We start from the raw sequence: 19,269 nt of genomic DNA, 5'->3' as shown, positions 1-19,269 counted from the left end.
GTTCACTCCAATCTGTTGGAATAATAGCTATTATTTTTTGTTTTTGTAGTAGTTGTAATCACAATATTCAAGTGATTTTGGATCTACATAACTTAAGTGATGACTAGAGAATGTCATACGACCAACTACACCAGGTTTAACAATATCGTTGTACTTATCTTCTGTTAGTTTAGGAGCAGTTTCTTGTACTTCTTTTACCCACTTGTCATACTTTTCTTTTGTTTTTGCTTCAACTTCGAATTCCATGTGAGTAAATCCTTCACCTGAGAAGTTCGAGCTACGACCTAGGTAAGAACCTGGTTTGTCAGCTTGTAAATATAAGTCCATGATCATGCCATCCATTGTATACTTCATACCACCAAGTTCTGGTACCCAGAAAGCATTCATTGGACCTACAGAAGTCAGCTTAAATTGAATTGGCACACCAGCTGGGATGTTTAAATAGTTAACGGTTTCAATTTTTTCCTCCGGATAACTAAATAACCATTTCCAGTTTGCAGATGTAACATAAATTTCAACTGGTTTAATATGTTTGGACTCTTGCGGCACCTCTTCCGAGGCATAAGTTGCTTTAACTGTTGGAATCGATAATGCGATAACGATAATAACAGGAATAATCGTCCAAATGATTTCTAATAATGTGTTACCGTGTTGATCAGGTGGCTCATAGTCCATATTCTCTGGTTTTTCACGATAACGAATCAAGATGACTGTAAACAAGATGAATACAATTGCGATAATTAATGACATAAGCACGAATGACCAAACAATTAAATCATACTGTGCCTTTGCAACAGGTCCTTGTGGATTTAATACTGCGAGTTTTTTATCACAGCCACCGAGGAACAGAACTAATGATAACGGAAGAAGCGAAGCCAACTTCCAAAATGCTTTCTTTAGTTGCACGATTGAAAATCTCCTTTCTCCTTGGATTGAAACTATGCCAATAAAACAATATAAACCTATTAATTTATAGTTGGCAATAGTTTTTGTCATATTGTTAAAAAATAGACACAAATGCACACTTTTTAAGGTGAATATCATTTGTAACTTGATTACATTGTAAACTATTTTCCAGAGAAAAACGTGATTGTGAAAATTTTAAGTTAAATAAAGTTATACCAAGATATCCAAGAAATAGAAAAAAGCTATCTTATTATAAGAAAGATAGCTGAATATTTTGTATATTTAGTTTATTTCCCGAGTTATATTTCTTTGCTGTTCAAATGTGACAACTTTTTTATATTTTACGTGGTATAAAATGTAGCAAATGATCAAAAATGGAATCCCGCAAGAAAGAGCAATTCTCTGATCTGGAATGAAGGCTAAACTAACAAATGTAAGGAAATTGAGTGTGAAAGCTACGATTGGAACTATTGGGTAAAGTGGTGTGCGGTATTTTAATTCTGCTTGTGTATTCATATGCCCCTCCCCATATTTTTTTGTATGTGTTAACTTGATTTCATTCTGGGCTTTTAATCATTAGTGGGGGATGAAAGACATACTCGGTTTATTATGTTGTGAACTGAGTATGTAAAAGAAAAACTGACTATGACTAAATACCTTAGAATGTTTATTAACCTAGTGAAGGAAATGTAATTCTTTCACTAGGTTGATAATTTTGGTTTTAGCAAAATATTCCGAAAAAAGTATATTATTTTTTCTTTTTATTAAAAATAATTAGAATTTTAAAATGATATTTGTGAATAATAATTCATAGAATCTTTCTAGCAAACTAGTAAGAAGAAAGGTACAATGATAGAAGTTGCGCCTTTAAAATAATTGATATAATGGAGTTTGGTTTATGATGAAAAAGTTAAAATATATTTTTATTTTCGGTATTATATTTGCTGGCGTGTTTTTTTTCGAGAAAGATAAAATTATGAAAAAGGCACAAGAATTACGGTTAGACCTTTTCTCTGAGATGAAAGAAAGTGCAATGATTACAGAGGTTCCGTTTATTAGACAGTTACCTGAATTACCTAGAGGTTGTGAAGTGACAAGTTTAGCGATGCTACTGCAACATAAAGGTGTACAAGTAGATAAGATGCAACTCGCTAGTGAAATTCATCGTGTCCCATTTGAACAAAATGGTTTACGTGGAAATCCCCATGAAGGATTTGTTGGAAATATCTATACGAAATCTGAGTTAGGATACGGTGTGTATAATCAACCGATTTTTAATTTAGCAGAAAAATATGTGCCTGAAAAAGTAATTAATTTAACGGGCAGAGAAGTGCAAGATTTATATAAAGTAATTAGTTCGGGATCACCTGTATGGGTAATTGTGAATACGACGTTTAAACCACTTTCAGAAGATAGCTTTGAGACGTGGAAAACAAGTTCAGGAGAAGTGAAAATTACATATTATGAGCATAGTGCAATCGTAATTGGATACGATCAAAATTTCGTATATATGAATGATCCTCTTGCAAATAACCCACGTAAGGCTGTTCCACGAGCTGAGTTCGAGAAGGCATGGGAGCAAATGGGGAAACAAGCAATTACCATTTTATAAAAATGAAAAGTCATCTTGAGATGGCTTTTTATTTTTAAGTATTTATTATAGAAAATTCTGAAGATTCTTTTAAAACTTAACGGTTCACGCTATAATAACATTTAACTTGGTGAAGAAGGGGAGAAGAGAAATGGATGTCGCAAAGGAACTTGTTTTATCAAAGAATCAGTTGATTGAGTGGAGAAGGCATTTTCATAAGTATCCAGAGTTATCTTTTCAAGAGGAAAAAACATCTCAATTTGTATTCGACATACTTCGGAAAATCCCGTATTTAGAAGTTTCGCGACCTACTAAATATAGTGTAATGGCAAGGTTAATTGGCAAGCAGTCTGGTAAAACTATCGCGGTTCGTGCTGATATGGATGCTCTTCCTATTCATGAGGAAAATAAGTTTGATTTTATTTCAACATATCCAGGTGTGATGCATGCGTGTGGTCACGATGGTCACATGGCAATATTGCTTGGTGTAGTACATAAGTTGGTAGAGAGAAGAGAGAAAGTTAAAGGAGAGATTCGCTTTTTATTTCAACATGCAGAAGAAAACTTTCCGGGCGGTGCAGAGGAAATGGTCGCAGCGGGAGTGATGGCAGGTGTGGATTACATTATTGGTGCTCACCTTTGGGCGTCGTTAGAGGTTGGGAAGGTAGGGGTAATTTATGGTCCGGCGATGGCGGCACCGGACGTTTTTAGAATTAAGATAGAGGGAAAAGGTGGGCATGCTGGAATTCCGCACGAAACAGTTGATAGTATCGCCATCGGTGCACAAGTTGTTTCGCAAATCCAGCAAATTGTATCTCGCCTCACGAACCCGTTAGATTCTCTCGTAGTATCTGTTACGCAATTTCATTCTGGGACAACCCATAATGTTATCCCAGAACAAGCGGAGATTGAAGGGACAGTGAGAAGTTTAAGGCATGAATTAAGAGAAGAAACAAAGAAGAAGCTTGAAAGGATTGTAAAACATATTACAGAATCCTACGGTGCTAAGTATACATTTTCATATGAATATGGATATCGACCAGTTGTGAACGATTATGAGGTTACAGAGCTTATTGAACGTACGGCATTACAGCTTTATGGAAGAGAAAGGGTTGTTCGTTTACAACCAACGATGGCAGGAGAAGATTTTTCAGCATTTTTACAAAAGGCACCAGGGACATTCTTTTTTATAGGGGCAGGAAATGAAGAGAAGGGAATTGTATATCCGCATCACCATCCTCGTTTTACAATTGACGAAGACGCATTACCAATTGGAATGGAAGTCTTTGTATCATCCATTATGAATTTTATAAGTAAAGGAGAATGAGATGAAGAAAATACAAGTGCTAGCACTTATTCCAGTTCTTTGTTTAGTGATTGGACCAGTATTTGCAAATTCGGTCACTCCCTACGTATTGGGGATGCCATTTTTATTATTTTGGGTACTATTATCAGTGCTTATTACGTCTCTTTGTATGGGTCTTGTGTACTTATTAGATCCGGCTAATAAGGAGGACATAGGATGATAGCATTACTTATCATTATTTTATTTTTATTTCTAGCACTATTTTTAGGGATTCGGGCACAACATGGAAAAGATATGAATTTAGAACAATGGTCAGTTGGAGGAAGAGGATTTGGAACCATTTTCGTTTTTCTCCTTATGGCAGGGGAAATTTATACAACGTTCACATTTTTAGGAGGAAGTGGCTGGGCGTATAGTAAAGGAGCTCCTACATTTTATATTTTAGGGTATGGTGCATTAGCTTATATTTTATCGTATTTCTTATTGCCTCCAATTTGGAAGTATGCAAAAGAACATAACCTCGTTTCACAATCAGATTTCTTTGCGAAGAAATACAGGAGTAAGACGCTTGGGATAATTGTTTCAATTATTGGTGTTATTTCGATTATCCCGTATCTTGTTTTACAGTTAAAGGGATTAGGAATTATCGTTTCGGAAGCTTCCTATGGAAGAGTGACACCTGTTATTGCGGTATGGATTGGTGCTATTGTTATAACTATATATGTAATGGTTTCGGGTATACATGGTTCGGCTTGGACGGCTGCTTTGAAGGATGTTATGATCCTATTCATCGTTATGTTTTTAGGTATATATTTACCGTATCATTATTATGGAGGATTTCAGCCGATGTTCGAAGCTGTAGAAGCAGCGAAACCAGGGTTTTTATCTTTACCTGAAGAAGGAATGAGTATTTCTTGGTTTGTTTCTACTATTATATTAACGGCCCTCGGTTTCTATATGTGGCCTCATACATTTGCCTCTGCTTTCTCTGCAAAAAATGAAAAAGTATTTCGTAAAAATGCGGCAATCATGCCACTGTATTCTTTAGTTTTGCTTTTCGTATTCTTTGCAGGTTTTGCTGCTATATTACAAGTTCCAGGGTTAAAGGGAGCAGATGTAGATCTTTCATTATTTCGTCTTGCTTTACAAACTTTTGACCCTTGGTTTATTGGGATTATTGGTAGTGCTGGAGTTTTAACAGCATTAGTTCCAGCATCCATGCTTGTTATGGCCGCTTCTACATTGTTAGCGAAAAATATTTACCGTACGATGGTCCCATATGCTTCAGATAGACAAGTTGCTAAAGCTGCAAAATTATTTGTGCCTGTAGTAACGCTCGTAGCAGTATTGTTTACATTTAAAGGAGGAGAAACAATAGGGGCACTTCTTTTAATGGGATACAGTATAGTGACACAACTTTTCCCTGCGCTTGTATGTAGTTTGTTTCCTCGGCAAATTATTACGAAGCAAGGAGCGATTGCAGGGATGGGGATTGGGTTGTTAGTTGTTGCATATATCACATTATCTGGTTCTACTATAGCTACAATGTTTCCGGGTTTCCCGCAATATATAAAAGATTTGAATGTAGGTATAGTCGCATTGTTAATTAATATTATTGTGATGTTTATAGTTAGTGGATTCACGAAAAGTGTATCTATAAAGACAGACAATATAATAGTAGAAAAGTAACCCGCGTGTTAGAGCTATCTTCGAAAAGAGATAGTTCTTTTTTGTATATATTTTCTTCTATTAGCGGAATCTAACTAAAAACTTGTTGAAAAGGAAGTTAGGTGGGGAAATTGTTAGAGCTAAAGGGTAACTTGTTTGAAGTTATGAAAGAAATTAGAGATGAGTTAGGTTCACCTAATGATTTAACAATTAGAGAAGTTGCTCTTGCTGGTAGTTTTACACGTTGTGCGGTTGTTTTTTTATGTGGATTAACAGATAAGGATAATGTTTATAAATATGTAGTTCGTACACTTCAATATGAAGAAATACCAAATGAAGTAGCTGTTGTTCAAACATTGTTGGATCGTTTTATTTCTATTGCGGAAGTCGGTATGAAGACGACATTTCCAGATATTATAAATGCGATTTTAGCGGGAGATACGGTTATTTTAATTGATAATATTCAGACTGCCATTGTTGTTAATAGTAGGGCTTGGGAGAAAAGAAGTTTAGAACCGCCAGTGACAGAAGATTTAATCCGTGGACCGAGAATTGGATTAAATGAAGATATTAATGTGAATAAAATGTTAATTCGCCGTAGTTTACGTGATCCCAAGTTAAGGTTTCAATCCTATATTATGGGGAAGCGATCGCAAAAAGAAGTAACTCTAGTCTATATAGAGGATATTATTAACCCTTATATTGTAGACGAATTAGATCGACGGCTTCAATCAATAGTGACAGACGTTATTCTTGAGACAGGAACGATTGAGCAATTACTGCAAGACAATAATTTATCACCATTCCCGCAATTTTTGAATACAGAAAGACCTGATAATATAGTGGCTGCACTAGCGAAAGGAAAAGCGGCCATTTTAGTGGACGGATCACCATTTGCTCTTATAGCTCCACTAGTGTTTGTTGATATTTTTCAATCTGTAGAAGATCATTATGAGCGCTGGGTAATTGGGACGTTATTAAGAATTTTACGTATGGGATCAGGTATTGCTGCGGTTTTATTACCTGCCATGTATGTAGCGCTTGTGTCGTATCATCAAGGGCTTATTCCTTCTAAGTTAGCCTACTCTATTGCGGGGGCAAGAGAGGGTGTCCCGTTTCCTGCATATATTGAAACATTAATGATGGCATTAACGATGGAATTAATAAGAGAAGCTGGAATTAGACTACCGAAACCGATGGGACAAACAATTGGGATTGTAGGTGGTCTTGTAATTGGAGAAGCAGCGGTGAATGCAGGGATTGTAAATCCGTTCTTAGTTATTATTATTGCTGTTACAGCCATTGCTACATTTTCACTTCCTGTATATAGCATTACCATTACGTTTCGCATTTTACTTTTCGTCTTTGTATTAGCTGCGACTGCTTTTGGGTTATATGGGATTATTTTAGCTCTCATTGCACTGGCAGTTCATCTTACGAATTTAAAAAGTGTTGGAGTGCCTTATACGACTCCAATCGCTCCTGCATTTTATAAAGACTGGAAAGAGGAAATTGTTCGTTTGCCGACATCAATGTTGAAAGAGAGACCAGAATATTTACAAACTAAGGATGATACATTACGTCCAAAGGAGAGAAAGTAAATTGAAACCATTTGAATACGGAGATGAAGAAATTGGATCTCGGGAACTTGGTTTTGCGGTATCGTCAACAATTATCGGTATAGGTGCATTATCTATGCCACGAGATATTGCTGCGCAAACTTTATTTTCGGATGGATGGGTCATTTTGCTGGTAGGTGGCTTGATATGTGCATGTTTTGGATGGTTTGTAACAAGGGTGGCTATTTTATTTCCTAAACAAAACTTTGTCCAGTACACAAGTGAACATTTGACAAAACCTGTTGCTTATACATTTAGCATTATTTTTGTACTAACGTTTGCATCTTTGACGGCATATGAGGCCCGGAAAATTGCGATTATTTCACAAACATATTTATTTAGTGATACACCAATACAGTGGCTGTCTTTCTTTTTTTTGTTAGTTGTCATTTATGGAGTGGTTGGATCAAGAGCAGCTTTACTAAGATTGAATGTTTTATTTTTACCGATTGTTTTAATCGCGATATTGCTGTTATCTTTGTTGAATGTGAATTTAATGGAAATAGATAATTTACTCCCTGCTTTTCAAACGGGAGCGAGTCAATATGCGGTCGGAATTAAAAATTCAATTTTTACATTTATCGGATTTGAGGTTGCTCTGTTTTATGCAGTGATGTTAAATGGAACAGCGAAAAAAGCGCCATTCGCAGTTGCTAAAGGAATAATGGTAACCGTGCTGTCCTACATCTTAATTTATTTAACATGCATTACTGTTTTTTCATATATGACAACGAGGGGATTGACGTATCCTACAATTGAATTAGGAAAGGAAATTGAAATCGGGGGAGGTTTTTTAGAAAGATTTGATGCAATTTTTTTTACTACTTGGATTATTACTATTTATAATACTACCGCAATGTATTATGACGTTGCCTCTCTATTATTTTGTGCTATGTTTCCGAAAGTGAAGAAACATATTTTTATTTTTGTAAGTGCCCCTATTATTTTTATGGTGAATATGATACCTGGTAATTTGGACACTTTATCAAATTATGGAACTTATTTAGCTTGGATAGATATGGGGCTCATACTTTTAGCGCCTTTGTTAGTTTTGATTGTATATAAAATGAAAAGAAGGAATGGTAAAAATGAAACACCTTCTTAAAATTATGCTATGCGTTGTTTTTGTTAGTTCTATAAGTGGGTGTTCTGAGTTAGAAGAGATTGAAGAAAGAGGGTTTGTGGTAGGTGCGGCTTACGACATTGTGAAAGAAAAGCAATCTAATCCAGTTATGAAAGGTACATACCAAATGGTGCTTCCGAGTAAGTTGACGCCACAAGGTGGGCAGGGGGATGGAGATAGTGAAAACTATATTAATGTTAGTGCAAAGGCAGATAGCGTTTTTGAACAAATAAGAATTATCGCTACGAAAATTAGTCGCTCATTATTCTTTCCGCATATACAAGTGATAATTTTTTCAGAAGAATTACTTGCGAATCCATATGTTTTACAAAATACGTTAGATATATATATTCGCGATCATGAAATGAGAAGAAATATTCGTTTGTTCGTTTCGAAAAAGAATGCAGAGGCTATTTTAAAACAAAGTGCAAAGCCTGAAAATTTACCAGCGAAGTACATTGATATGTTAGCTGAACATCCTCCGAAAAATGCCCAAATGATTGAGGCGGCAAGAATTGGTGAAGTGCAGGAAAAAATGATTTCAAGGCGAAGTTTTGCGTTACCTGTTTTAGGATTAACGAAACAAGGGGTACAAATGGAAGGTGCAGCTTTATTTCGCGGAAAGGATAATAAGTGTGTGGGGAGTTTGAGTGGGGAACAAACATTAGGAATGAACTATGTAATAGGTAAAAAAATTGGAGGTTTTTTTACCATTCGTAAAAAGAATCAGCTTATTACATATGAAATTCATAAGATGCGCCGAAATATTAAAGTATCCACTGCAAATGCTACAAAACCGAAGTTCAATATTCATTTATTTATGGAAGGGACATTGGCTGAGTTGCATTTTAGTGATCATAAGCAAGTTATGAATGAAAAAAAAATAAAGGAAAATATCGCGAAAGAAATGGAGAAGCGTATCCAAAAATCAATTCAGCTTGTTCAAAAAAAATATAGGGTTGATGTATTAGGGTTAGGAGAAGTGTATAAGCGGCATAATTATAAAGAATGGAAAAAAATAAGTAAAAATTGGGAGCAAGGTGAAAATTATTTTAGCGATGCTGAAATTATTGTTCATGTCCATCCAACAATTGAACATTCGGGTTCGGCTTTACCGAAGAGAGTGAAATAAGGTGATTTAAGTTGTTTACTGGCTTAGGAATTAGTTGCACGATATTAATGGCGGTTCTTCCAGGGGCTGTATATTTGATTCATAAAAAACTTACAACATATGGTGCTCAGCCGTGGAAAAAGGATGCGCAAAAAAAGAAACCTGAATAAGTTTCAGGTTCCTTTTATGCACAAAGTATATGTTGAAGGGGGATACCTTCTATGTATACTTTGCTTTTATAAAATCCCTAACCAATGTACCAATTGTGTAGAGAGGAATGTAACAACAATGGCAATAACAGTAGGGATTGCAAACGATAAAAATGTCCATTTTGCACTTTTTGTTTCTTTATATATGTTAACCAGTGTTGTTCCACATGGGAAATGAAGAAGTGAGAACAACATTGTGTTTAACGCAGTTAACCAAGTCCAACCGTGTTCTAAGAATAGATTTTTAATTTGATTAAAATCATCTATTTCAGTTAAAGCACCAGTTGATAAGTAAGACATTAATAAAATCGGAATAACAATTTCATTAGCTGGTAGTCCAAGAATAAACGCTGCTAGAATAAATCCGTCAAGTCCTAACATTTTAGCAAATGGATCTAGGAAGTTTACGAAATGCATAAGTAAGCTTGTGTCACCGACGAAAATATTTGCGAGTATCCAAGTTAATACAGCGGCAGGTGCAGCTACAATTACAGCTCGTTTTAAAACATATATTGATTTATCGAGCGTTGAACGTACAATTGTATTCCAAATTTTTGGTTTACGGTATGGTGGTAGCTCTAACGTATAGTGAGTTGGAACGCCTTTTAGGGCAGTTTTAGATAAAACCCAAGAAACAGTTAAAGTTACAATAACACCAATTACAACCATTCCAACTACAACGCCGGCAGTAACAAGTGTTTGCATACTGCCTGTATATCCAGCGGCCATAAATAATGAAGCCATTAAGATTAATGTAGGCCAGCGTCCATTACATGGGACGAAGTTGTTTGTTAAAATAGCAAGCATACGTTCACGTGGTGATTCGATAATACGTGTTGACATAATAGCTGCAGCGTTACAGCCAAACCCCATTGCCATTGTTAAAGATTGTTTCCCATGCGCGCCAGAGCGTTTAAATAAACGATCCATGTTAAACGCAACACGTGGTAAATATCCGTAGTTTTCTAATAGGGCAAACATAGGGAAGAAAATGGCCATAGGTGGTAACATAACACTAATAACGGCTCCGGTACCACGGAATAAACCGAGTATTAAAACGCCATGTAGCCATTCTGGTGCATGTATCGCTTGGAACCAAGATGTTAAATATCCTTCGGCCCAGCCAAAAAACTCAGCAATCATCTCGGATGGCACGTTAGCACCAGCGATTGTAAGATAAAAAATAATAGATAAAATACCGAGCATAATTGGAAATCCCCAAATAGGAGAAGTGAAAATCTTATCTAATCTTTCTGAACGATACAATTTATCAGTATTCGTATATTGGACAGCTTCTTTACATATACTCGCGGAGGTTCGATAAATATCTCCGACAATATCATCTCGTATGTCCTCTTTTGAAAGTGTTTGTGCATGTTGAACAATATAGTCCAGCGGAAGTGCTTTACTGGCTGAGTGAGATTCCATTTATTACGACCTCCCTTACAAGTGGTTCGTTATGATGTTTTTGAAGTGCAGTTAAGAAATTTTTATCTCCATCTAAAATACGTAGCGCAATCCAACGTGCTGGATACGTACCACCGAACACTTCATAAATTTGTGGTTCTAATTCTTGAATCATATTTTCAATTTTTTCATTATAAGTAATTTTAATTGGTGTTGGAATGAGTTTTTTAGTGGCTACTTTAGCAATGACGCTTAGTAAGTGACCGATACCAACTCGGTTTCGGGCTGAAATTTTAACTACCGGTACACCAAGTGATTTTGCTAATTTCTTTTCATCAATAATGATTCCTTTTTTCTCCGCTTCATCAATTAAGTTAATACAAATGACCACATCGTTTGTCATTTCCATCACTTGGAGTGCTAAATTTAAATTTCTTTCCATTGCAGTTGCGTCTATAACAACTACAGTTACTTCTGGTTTTTCAAATATAATATAATCTCGTGCGACTTCTTCATCTGCCGAATTTGAATACAGTGAGTAAGTTCCAGGTAAATCTATTATTGTATATATATTTCCGCTATGCTTATATTCCCCTTCAGCCTTTAAAACAGTTTTCCCCGTCCAGTTTCCAGTATGTTGTTTTAAGCCTGTTAAAGTATTAAATAATGTACTTTTCCCGGTATTCGGGTTACCAGCTAACGCAATGCGATGGTTACTCATCTGAAATCATCTCCTATTAATATCCCGAAAATAAGGGAGCTTTCTTCACTACGCAGTGCAATAGTTGTGTTGCTTACTTGATAAGCGACTGGGTCTCCAAGTGGGCTGCGTTGTAATACTTTAATTGTCGCTCCAGGAAAAAAGCCTAAATCTAATAAGCGTCGTTTCATAGTTCCTTCTAATTGTATCTTCTCAATTTGTACAAATTCCCCTGTTCTGAATTCGGAAAGGGGTTTAGTATTAGCCGATACCATAAAAGTTACCTCATCTCTATATTTTTAGTTTTAGTTTAAAAAGTTTCCTTAGGTAAACTTTTTGATACTAATATAGTAGACTACATTTAATGATGCTGTCAATTAGTACTTTAAAAATATTCAAATATTTTTAGAATTGTTCCAATTTATTTAGTTGTACCGAAAAATATTACTGGAATTCTTCTTAATGTAAATGAAGTAAGAGTGTAAAAGTTAAAAAATATAAGGGAATTGTAAATATAGTTTTAATCTAAAGGGCAAAATAAAGAAAAATATTTACATTGGATTTACATTGTTAAGATTAAATTTACAATACTGCGTGTTTAGTGTGGGTTTTGTTGGCTTTTTTAACTGTAAATGTTGGAATGTCTAGCTTTTATGGGATGTTACCTCCATTTACTTAAACTTAAAAATTGCTTAACACTCACATAATATTTTTGTCCTACAATGAATTTGTGTTCGAAAGAAGATGAATTCGAAAAGTGATAATCCAAATGGGGGTACAAGACATGATTATGAAAAAGGGTATTAAATTTTCTTTAGCGGCTTTAGTTGTTGCAGGTGCATTAGTTGGATGTGGAAAAGCAGAAAGTACGGATAATAAGGAAGCTGCTAAAGGTAGCGATGCAAAACAAGAATTATCAGGTACGATTGCAGCGGCTGGCTCTACAGCTCTTCAACCTCTTGCGGAGGAAGCTGGAAAGAAATTCATGGAGGAAAATTCAAAAGTTTCTATTCAAGTTCAAGGTGGCGGTAGTGGAACAGGGATTAACCAAGTAGCATCTGGTGCAGTACAAATTGGTAATTCGGATGTTCCAGCTTCAGATAAAATAAAAGATGCTGAAAAAGCAAAAGAATTAGTAGATAACAAGGTAGCGGGTATCGCATTCGCGCTTGTCGTAAATAAAGATGTAAAAGTTGATAACTTAACAGCAAAACAAGTACAAGATATCTTCACTGGAAAAGTGACAAACTGGAAAGAGTTAGGCGGAAAAGATGAAAAAATCAATGTAATTAATCGTCCAGCTTCATCTGGTACACGTGCTACATTTGAAAAAACAGTTATGAAAGAAGCTAAAATTAATGATGGAACTGGTACAACACAAGATTCTAACGGTGCAGTAGAGCAAGCGATTAACTCTACTCCAGGTTCAATCAGCTATTTAGCAATGTCTTACATGGTTGGCGATAAAAAAGGTGCATTGCAAACTGTGAAAATTGATGGTGCTGAACCGAAAGTTGAAAACATCTCTGCTGGTAAATATCCATTCTGGTCTTACGAGTACATGGTAACTAAAGGTGAGGCAAAAGAAGCGACAAAAGCTTACATTGACTATGTAAAAGGTAAAGATTTCGAAAAACAAGTAGAAGATATGGGTTACATCCCAATGTCTAAATTAAATAAGTAATAAAATTTTATGGGGCTGGCTGCAAGGCCAGCCCTGTTCATTTCAATCTATGAAGTGGGGTCTGTCCTGTGATGAAGGGGAAAAAACAAATTAATTACGTAAAGAGTGAATATATAGGTAGATCACTTGTTACGTTTTGCGGTATCTTTATTGTTTTTATTACATTAGCTATTATTGCGTTTATTTGCGGCAAAGGAATTCAATCTTTCACGCAAAGTGGTATCTCATTTTCTGAGGTGTTAACTTCGACAAAATGGAACCCGAATGCTGATCAAGGTACGTATGGTGCTGTAATCTTTATTGTCGGTTCGACGCTTGTGTCGTTAGGTGCTGTTGTCATTAGTGCACCAATTGCTATAGCTCTTGCTATATTCATGAATTTAATTTCGCCGAAGTTTGGGAATAAAGTATTAAAGCCTGTTTTAGAATTATTAGTTGGTATTCCATCAGTTGTATACGGATTATTAGGGGTTACGATCTTGGTTCCTCTATTACGTGATACGTTCGGTGGAGTGGGCTTTAGTTTAATTGCGGGTATTATTGTCCTGAGTATTATGATTTTACCTACTATTGCTAGTATTGCCTCTGATGCAATACGCTCTGTTCCGTTTGATTACTTGGAAGCTTCTTACGGTCTAGGGTCGACGAAATGGCAAGCGATTAGCCGAGTTATTGTTCCTGCTGCAAAACAAGGGATTTTAACAGGTATAGTTTTAGGATTAGCGCGTGCTTTTGGTGAAGCGTTAGCGGTTCAAATGGTAATCGGGAACACGATTAAATTACCGGAAGGAATATATAGTCCAACAGCAACGTTAACGGGTATTCTGACAATGGATATGACGAATACATTGAACGGAACAGCTTGGAACAATGCGCTATGGACGTTAGCAATGATTTTACTTGTTATTTCATTCCTGTTTATTTTAGTAATTCGAGCGATTGGTCAAAGAGGTGAGCGATAATAATGAATGCAAGAACGGTAAATAAAGTTTGGACAGGTATCTTTTATGCGGTTGCAGCTTTAGTTGTAGCTTTGCTGGCTTTTTTAATGTACGAAATTCTACAAAAGGGATGGGGATTTTGGGATCCTAGTTTCTTATTCGGAGAACCGAGTAATACAAGAGCTGGTGGTGGCATTGGTCCGCAGTTATTCAATTCCTTCTACATGCTTGTTATAACGCTTATTATATCTATTCCTCTTGGATTAGGAGCTGGAATATATTTAGCGGAGTATGCAAAACAAGGTCGTTTTTTAAGTTTTGTTCGTTTATGTATTGAAACAATGGCGTCTTTACCTTCTATTGTTGTTGGATTATTTGGTTTGTTAGTATTTGTTACAATGACAGGCTGGGGATACACAGTAATGGGTGGGGCTCTTGCTTTAACTATTTTGAATTTGCCTGGTTTAACACGTGTTTGTGAAAATGCGATTTCTGAAGTTCCTCATAATGTAAAAGAGGCGAGTCTTGGACTAGGTGCAACGAAATGGCAAACAATTGCCCGTATCATTATCCCAACGTCGTTACCACAAATCATTACAGGTATTATTTTAGCGGCAGGCCGTATATTCGGTGAAGCTGCGGCATTAATTTATACAGCGGGTTTAACATCACCTATTTTAAATTCAGCAGCGGACTTCTCAAGTCCGTCGCATCCTTTAAATCCATTTAGACCAGCTGAAACGTTAGCTGTTCACATTTGGAAATTAAACTCTGAAGGGATTATCCCGGATGCGAAGTTAATTGCAACGAAATCTGCAGCTGTATTAATTATTATGGTATTACTCTTTAATATCATTTCTCGTTTCGTAGCATCTGTATTACACAAGCGTTTTACAGGAACGAAAAGAAAAAGTAAAACGACGAAGAAGGTAAAAGCGGCATAAATTGAAGGTAAGAACTCTCTGTTTATAAACGGAGAGTTTTTTTACGGCCATTTATTACAATCATTAACGGCAAAAGGGATTGAATCAACAGTTGTTGGGGGAGTCTACGATGATATTGAGTGGGAACTGATAGGTTTTTTGTTGGAACAAGAACATAGTGTTAGATTAGATAGTCCATGTCTCTATGAGGGGATGCTTGAAAAGGAATAGGTTTATGGCGGAAGTATGGTGCTACATATAAATATATTGAATGTTATCTTAATAATATAGAAGAAATTAATCGTAGGTTACAAACACGTGAACATAAGATAAGTCAGTAGAATCAGAAGTAGCGTTTGAAAAAAGTGCTGGATTATATCGATAGGTAGGGAATTCCAAAAGGCGTTATCTTCAATTATGAAGATAACGCCTTTTAGTTTAAATATCAGGTGTTTCTGTAGAAGTACTTATTTTTCTGCGGGAGCGTCTTTTTCTCCCGATTTTATCTAATAGTTCATACATAACGGGAACGACTACTAATGTAAGAACGGTTGAGACTGCCAAACCACCGATTACAACGACGGCTAGACTTTTGGATACCATACTTCCTGCTTGAGATTGACCGAATAGGAGTGGTAGCATAGCGACGATTGTTGTTATAGCTGTCATAATAATTGGGCGTAATCTAGTAGATCCTGCTTCTAGTAAGGCTTCTCTTGTTTCCATACCGTTTTCTCGATTTTGTTGAACTCTTTCTATTAATACAATGGCATTTGTAACGACAATCCCGATTAACATTAATGCGCCGATCAATGAATTTACATCAACAGGTGTTCTTGAAATGATTAATCCTAAAATACCACCGACAGCAGCTAATGGTAAGGAGAATAAAATTGCGAAAGGAGCACGTGCTTGCCCGAATGTGATAACCATAATTAAATATACAATCCCAATTGCAATCCCCATAATTTTAAATAAATCAGCGAAGTTCTCTTGCATAGATTCGGTAGCACCTGCGATATTTACTTTTGCTCCGTTAGGTAAATCTAAGTCGGCTATCGCCTTGTTTACTTCTGCGCTTACTTTACTTAAATCTTCACTTGAAGCTTCTGCAGTAATTTGTATCGTTTCTTTCCCATCTTTATGGAAGATTTCTGTTTGAAGTTGCTTTTCTGAAATAGTTGCAATGTCTTTTAAAGGAATTGGTCCGTTAATAGGTGATAGTATGTTTGTGTTTAAAATATCTTCTTGTTTGTTAATGGATGCCTTTTTATGTTCTATCATAATAGTTGTTTTTTCATTATTGATTGAGATTTCCCCAATAGGAGATTTCTTCATAAGGAATGATATTTGTTGTGCTGCTAATTCTGGTGTTAAACCGAGTTGTTCCGCTTTTGTTTGATCGATATGAATTTGCCATTCTTTTTTAGAGTCTTCTATATTTGTTTTTACTTTAGAGAGAGCGTCCATACTTTTTAGTTTTGTTTCGACGATGTTAGCGGCCCTTTTTAAATTTGTTTCGTTAGTAGCGGTTACGTTAAATTGTAAGTTGTTTCCGTCTCCGGAGTCAGAGTAACTAGTTTTTATATAATCAAATTCAGCTGGTTCAAAAGCATTATGCTCTTTTTTTAATTCTTTAATATATTGGTCGATATCAGATCCCTTTTTAAAGACTACAAATATAGTTGCAAGATTGTTTTTAGTTGTCTGTCCCCATTGTGCATCTTCTGCGCTAGATCCCATTCGCAAAATAACATCTGTTACATCAGAATTAGAGAGTAGTTTCTTTTCAAAATCAAAGGCTTTTTGTTTTTTAGCTTCGGACTCATAATCGGTTGGAAATGTCATATTAACGGATAGCATTGTATCGTCCTCAGACTTTATGTTCGCTTTCGGTAGTAATATGTAGGCTGCAATGGATCCTGCAAACAATAAAAACGAAGTAAGTAGAATGATAAATTTATGAGAAAGAGCCCACTTTAATGTAGCGACATATCGCGGTGAAGAATGTGAATTGCGACGTTTTGTTTTTTTGAGTAGTAGAAAAGCCATAAGTGGAACAACTGTTAACGCAACGATTAAAGAAGAAAGGATAGAATATACAACTGCTAATACCATAGGTAACATTAGTTTTCCGATTACTCCTGAAACGAGACCAATAGGTAAAAAAACGGCGACTGTTGTTAAAGTAGAAGAGGTAATTGCGACTGCGACCTCTTTCGTTGCTTCAAGAATAATATTTTTAGAGAAGGTTTCTTTTTGTAAACGACGGAAAATGTTCTCGATTACAACGATACTATCATCGACGAGACGTCCCACGGCAACGGCTAAGCCACCAAGAGTTAGAATGTTAAGTGTGATGTTAGATTGATGGAGTAAAAATAGTGTTAATAAAATAGATAATGGAATACTAACGACAGCGATGAGTGTTGTTCGGAAGCTGCGTAAAAAGATTAAGATAATGAGAGTTGCAGCAAGTGCCCCAAGGATTACTTCTTTGCCCATACTAGTAACAGCATTTTCAACTTGCTCATGAGTTGAAGCTAGAAGTTTAATAGAAAACTGATCTTTATATTGCTTGCTTATATCTTTAATCTTTTTATCAATCTCTTTTCCGATTGCAACCGCGTTTTTACTCGGTTCTTTCATGATGACTAATCCTGTTCCTTCTTCTCCGTTTATGTGCGAGATTGTATCATGATGTTGTTTTAGTTCAATTTGAGCGACATCTTGTAACTTTACTTGAGGTGTAACGGTAATATTTTTAATGTCATTTACATTTTTTATATCTCCGATGACACGAAGGTTGTATTCTTCCTTATTAACGGTAATTGCTCCGGCAGGAGTGGAAGTTTCTTTTCCTTGTAAAACTGCTAATACTTGCTCTGATGTTACGTTTTTATCTTTTAGTTGGTTAGGATCGAGTACGATGGATAATTCGGAAGTTGATTTTCCGAAAAACATAACATTGGCAACACCATCAATGCTTTCGAGTTGTGGTACGATTTCTTTCTCGATTTGTTTTTCGTCAGCTTTTGAAAATCCGTTCTGCTTCTGGATGGTAATTTGAGCGAGTGGAATCATAGAAGTATTTAATTGGCTAACTACAGGCTTAGTTACATCTTTAGGTAATTTAATTGTATTCATTGCTTTTTCGACTTCGCGTGCCGCGTCTTTCATATTCGCCTTGGATGTATATGCAATGTCGATGCGTGATAATCCCTCGTGAGTGGAAGAAGTGATGCCATCGATATGTTCTAAATTACGAAATTGTTTTTCAAGGGGATCAGTTACGTCCTTGGTCATCGTTTCAGCATCGAGCCCTTGAGATAATGTCGTGACAGTTATTGCAGGGTTATCGATACTTGGTAAAAATTCCATAGGTAATTTAGAGCCGGAATAAACGCCGAGTATGGAAATGAGAAAAACCATGATAATAATAGCGGCTCGGTTTTTTAATGAAAATTTTGTTAACCTATCCATAAGATAATTCCTCCAGTAGTTTATTTATAGTTTCGTGGGCACTTTCTTACTATATAACAAAAAATGGATATCTTTCACTAATTAAATGTAAAAAAATTCTAACAATAATCTTAAGTTAATATTTCGAGGGGAAGTTCGTTATTTGTGGGAGTGAAATTCCTGATTGGCGAGAAAAAGCATTAATTAAAGTTTTGCTCTAGTATAGTGGTTTCGTTTTTAGTTACTCTACATTTAAATGGTATTTGTCCTTCTTAAGTAGAACTGTGGTAATTGTAAAATTTAAAAAGGAGAGGACTAAAGGTTAGGAACTTATTGTGAAATACCGCCTGGTTGATGATAGTGTATAGTAACTTGTATACAATCAAAATGGATGTTTTCAGTAGAAAGGATAAGGGTTCTTTCTATAGAAGAAAGTAGGATAGATAACTTTTTGTATTTTTTTATAAAAAATACTTGTTATTTAAAAACCATGATGGTATATTAATAAACGTCGCTGATGCGGAAACGCAGAAAACGACAAAAAAGAAATTAAAAAACATAGTTGACATCAAAAAATGAAGATGTTAATATGATGAAGTCGCTTTTAAAGCGGCAGACA

16 protein-coding genes and 2 pseudogenes are annotated in these 19,269 nt (G+C 35.8%); 12 read left to right on the top strand and 6 right to left on the bottom strand.

Features of this window, described 5'->3' with window-relative positions; translation table 11 throughout:
- Positions 1-30: 30 nt before the first annotated feature.
- Both FT637_RS18065 and FT637_RS18060 read right to left on the bottom strand, forming a co-directional pair.
- Positions 31-906, bottom strand: a complete 876-nt coding sequence (locus FT637_RS18065; RefSeq protein WP_002114212.1) for a cytochrome aa3 quinol oxidase subunit II — start codon at positions 904-906, stop codon at positions 31-33.
- Positions 907-1,188: 282 nt separating this feature from the next.
- Positions 1,189-1,407: pseudogene (locus FT637_RS18060) on the bottom strand (amino acid permease); the annotation flags it as partial.
- Between the two features lie 400 nt (positions 1,408-1,807).
- On the opposite strand from FT637_RS18060, the gene FT637_RS18055 reads away from it, so the two are divergent.
- From FT637_RS18055 to FT637_RS18020, 8 genes are all read left to right on the top strand, one after another.
- Positions 1,808-2,518 carry a C39 family peptidase gene (locus tag FT637_RS18055; RefSeq protein ID WP_193647611.1) on the top strand — a complete coding sequence of 237 codons (711 nt, stop codon included), beginning with the start codon at positions 1,808-1,810 and terminating at the stop codon, positions 2,516-2,518.
- 130 nt (positions 2,519-2,648) lie between these two features.
- Entirely contained in the window at positions 2,649-3,824 is a 1,176-nt protein-coding gene (locus FT637_RS18050; protein ID WP_193647476.1) for an amidohydrolase, read from the top strand.
- Position 3,825: 1 nt separating this feature from the next.
- Positions 3,826-4,023 carry a DUF3311 domain-containing protein gene (locus FT637_RS18045; protein ID WP_193647475.1) on the top strand — a complete coding sequence of 66 codons (198 nt, stop codon included), beginning with the start codon at positions 3,826-3,828 and terminating at the stop codon, positions 4,021-4,023.
- A complete protein-coding gene (locus FT637_RS18040) occupies positions 4,020-5,492 on the top strand; it encodes a sodium:solute symporter family protein (protein ID WP_193647474.1) in 1,473 nt (490 codons plus the stop codon). Before FT637_RS18045 ends, FT637_RS18040 begins: the two co-directional genes overlap by 4 nt.
- Before the next feature lie 101 nt (positions 5,493-5,593).
- On the top strand, positions 5,594-7,072 hold the full coding sequence (gene gerLA / locus FT637_RS18035) for a spore germination protein GerLA (RefSeq protein ID WP_193647473.1): 1,479 nt from the start codon (positions 5,594-5,596) through the stop codon (positions 7,070-7,072).
- Position 7,073: 1 nt separating this feature from the next.
- Positions 7,074-8,195 (top strand): endospore germination permease, encoded by a 1,122-nt coding sequence (locus FT637_RS18030; protein ID WP_193647472.1) that lies wholly within the window; start codon positions 7,074-7,076, stop codon positions 8,193-8,195.
- A complete protein-coding gene (locus tag FT637_RS18025) occupies positions 8,179-9,345 on the top strand; it encodes a Ger(x)C family spore germination protein (protein ID WP_193647610.1) in 1,167 nt (388 codons plus the stop codon). Before FT637_RS18030 ends, FT637_RS18025 begins: the two co-directional genes overlap by 17 nt.
- An 11-nt stretch (positions 9,346-9,356) precedes the next feature.
- Positions 9,357-9,494, top strand: coding sequence for a hypothetical protein (locus FT637_RS18020; RefSeq protein WP_193647471.1), 138 nt, complete (start codon positions 9,357-9,359; stop codon positions 9,492-9,494).
- Positions 9,495-9,560: 66 nt separating this feature from the next.
- Here the strand turns inward: FT637_RS18020 and FT637_RS18015 are convergent, their stop codons facing one another.
- The 3 genes from FT637_RS18015 to FT637_RS18005 are packed head-to-tail and all read right to left on the bottom strand — an operon-like array spanning position 9,561 to position 11,915.
- The gene (locus FT637_RS18015; RefSeq protein WP_193647470.1) at positions 9,561-10,961 is read right to left on the bottom strand and encodes a ferrous iron transporter B; all 1,401 of its coding nucleotides are present in this window, start codon (positions 10,959-10,961) and stop codon (positions 9,561-9,563) included.
- Complete coding sequence (locus FT637_RS18010) at positions 10,939-11,661, bottom strand: FeoB small GTPase domain-containing protein (protein WP_193647469.1); 723 nt, start codon at positions 11,659-11,661, stop codon at positions 10,939-10,941. Before FT637_RS18010 ends, FT637_RS18015 begins: the two co-directional genes overlap by 23 nt.
- Complete coding sequence (locus FT637_RS18005; protein ID WP_088077541.1) at positions 11,658-11,915, bottom strand: FeoA family protein; 258 nt, start codon at positions 11,913-11,915, stop codon at positions 11,658-11,660. Before FT637_RS18005 ends, FT637_RS18010 begins: the two co-directional genes overlap by 4 nt.
- A gap of 509 nt (positions 11,916-12,424) precedes the next feature.
- Between FT637_RS18005 and FT637_RS18000 the strand changes: the two genes are divergently transcribed.
- From FT637_RS18000 to FT637_RS29930, 4 genes and pseudogenes are all read left to right on the top strand, one after another.
- Complete coding sequence (locus tag FT637_RS18000; protein WP_193647468.1) at positions 12,425-13,324, top strand: phosphate ABC transporter substrate-binding protein PstS family protein; 900 nt, start codon at positions 12,425-12,427, stop codon at positions 13,322-13,324.
- A gap of 71 nt (positions 13,325-13,395) precedes the next feature.
- Positions 13,396-14,286, top strand: a complete 891-nt coding sequence (gene pstC, locus FT637_RS17995) for a phosphate ABC transporter permease subunit PstC (RefSeq protein WP_193647467.1) — start codon at positions 13,396-13,398, stop codon at positions 14,284-14,286.
- A gap of 2 nt (positions 14,287-14,288) precedes the next feature.
- Complete coding sequence (gene pstA, locus FT637_RS17990) at positions 14,289-15,209, top strand: phosphate ABC transporter permease PstA (protein ID WP_193647466.1); 921 nt, start codon at positions 14,289-14,291, stop codon at positions 15,207-15,209.
- Between the two features lie 51 nt (positions 15,210-15,260).
- Positions 15,261-15,526 (top strand): annotated as a pseudogene (locus tag FT637_RS29930) (ATP-binding protein); the annotation flags it as partial.
- A gap of 100 nt (positions 15,527-15,626) precedes the next feature.
- Here FT637_RS29930 and FT637_RS17985 read toward each other — a convergent pair.
- Entirely contained in the window at positions 15,627-18,671 is a 3,045-nt protein-coding gene (locus tag FT637_RS17985; protein WP_193647465.1) for an efflux RND transporter permease subunit, read from the bottom strand.
- Positions 18,672-19,269 lie beyond the last annotated feature (598 nt).

The organism is Bacillus cereus (genome assembly GCF_015071065.1).
Lineage (GTDB): Bacteria > Bacillota > Bacilli > Bacillales > Bacillaceae_G > Bacillus_A > Bacillus_A cereus_BA.
Note: the sequence above shows the minus strand (reverse complement) of the source record. Positions and strands in the feature narration are given on the sequence as shown.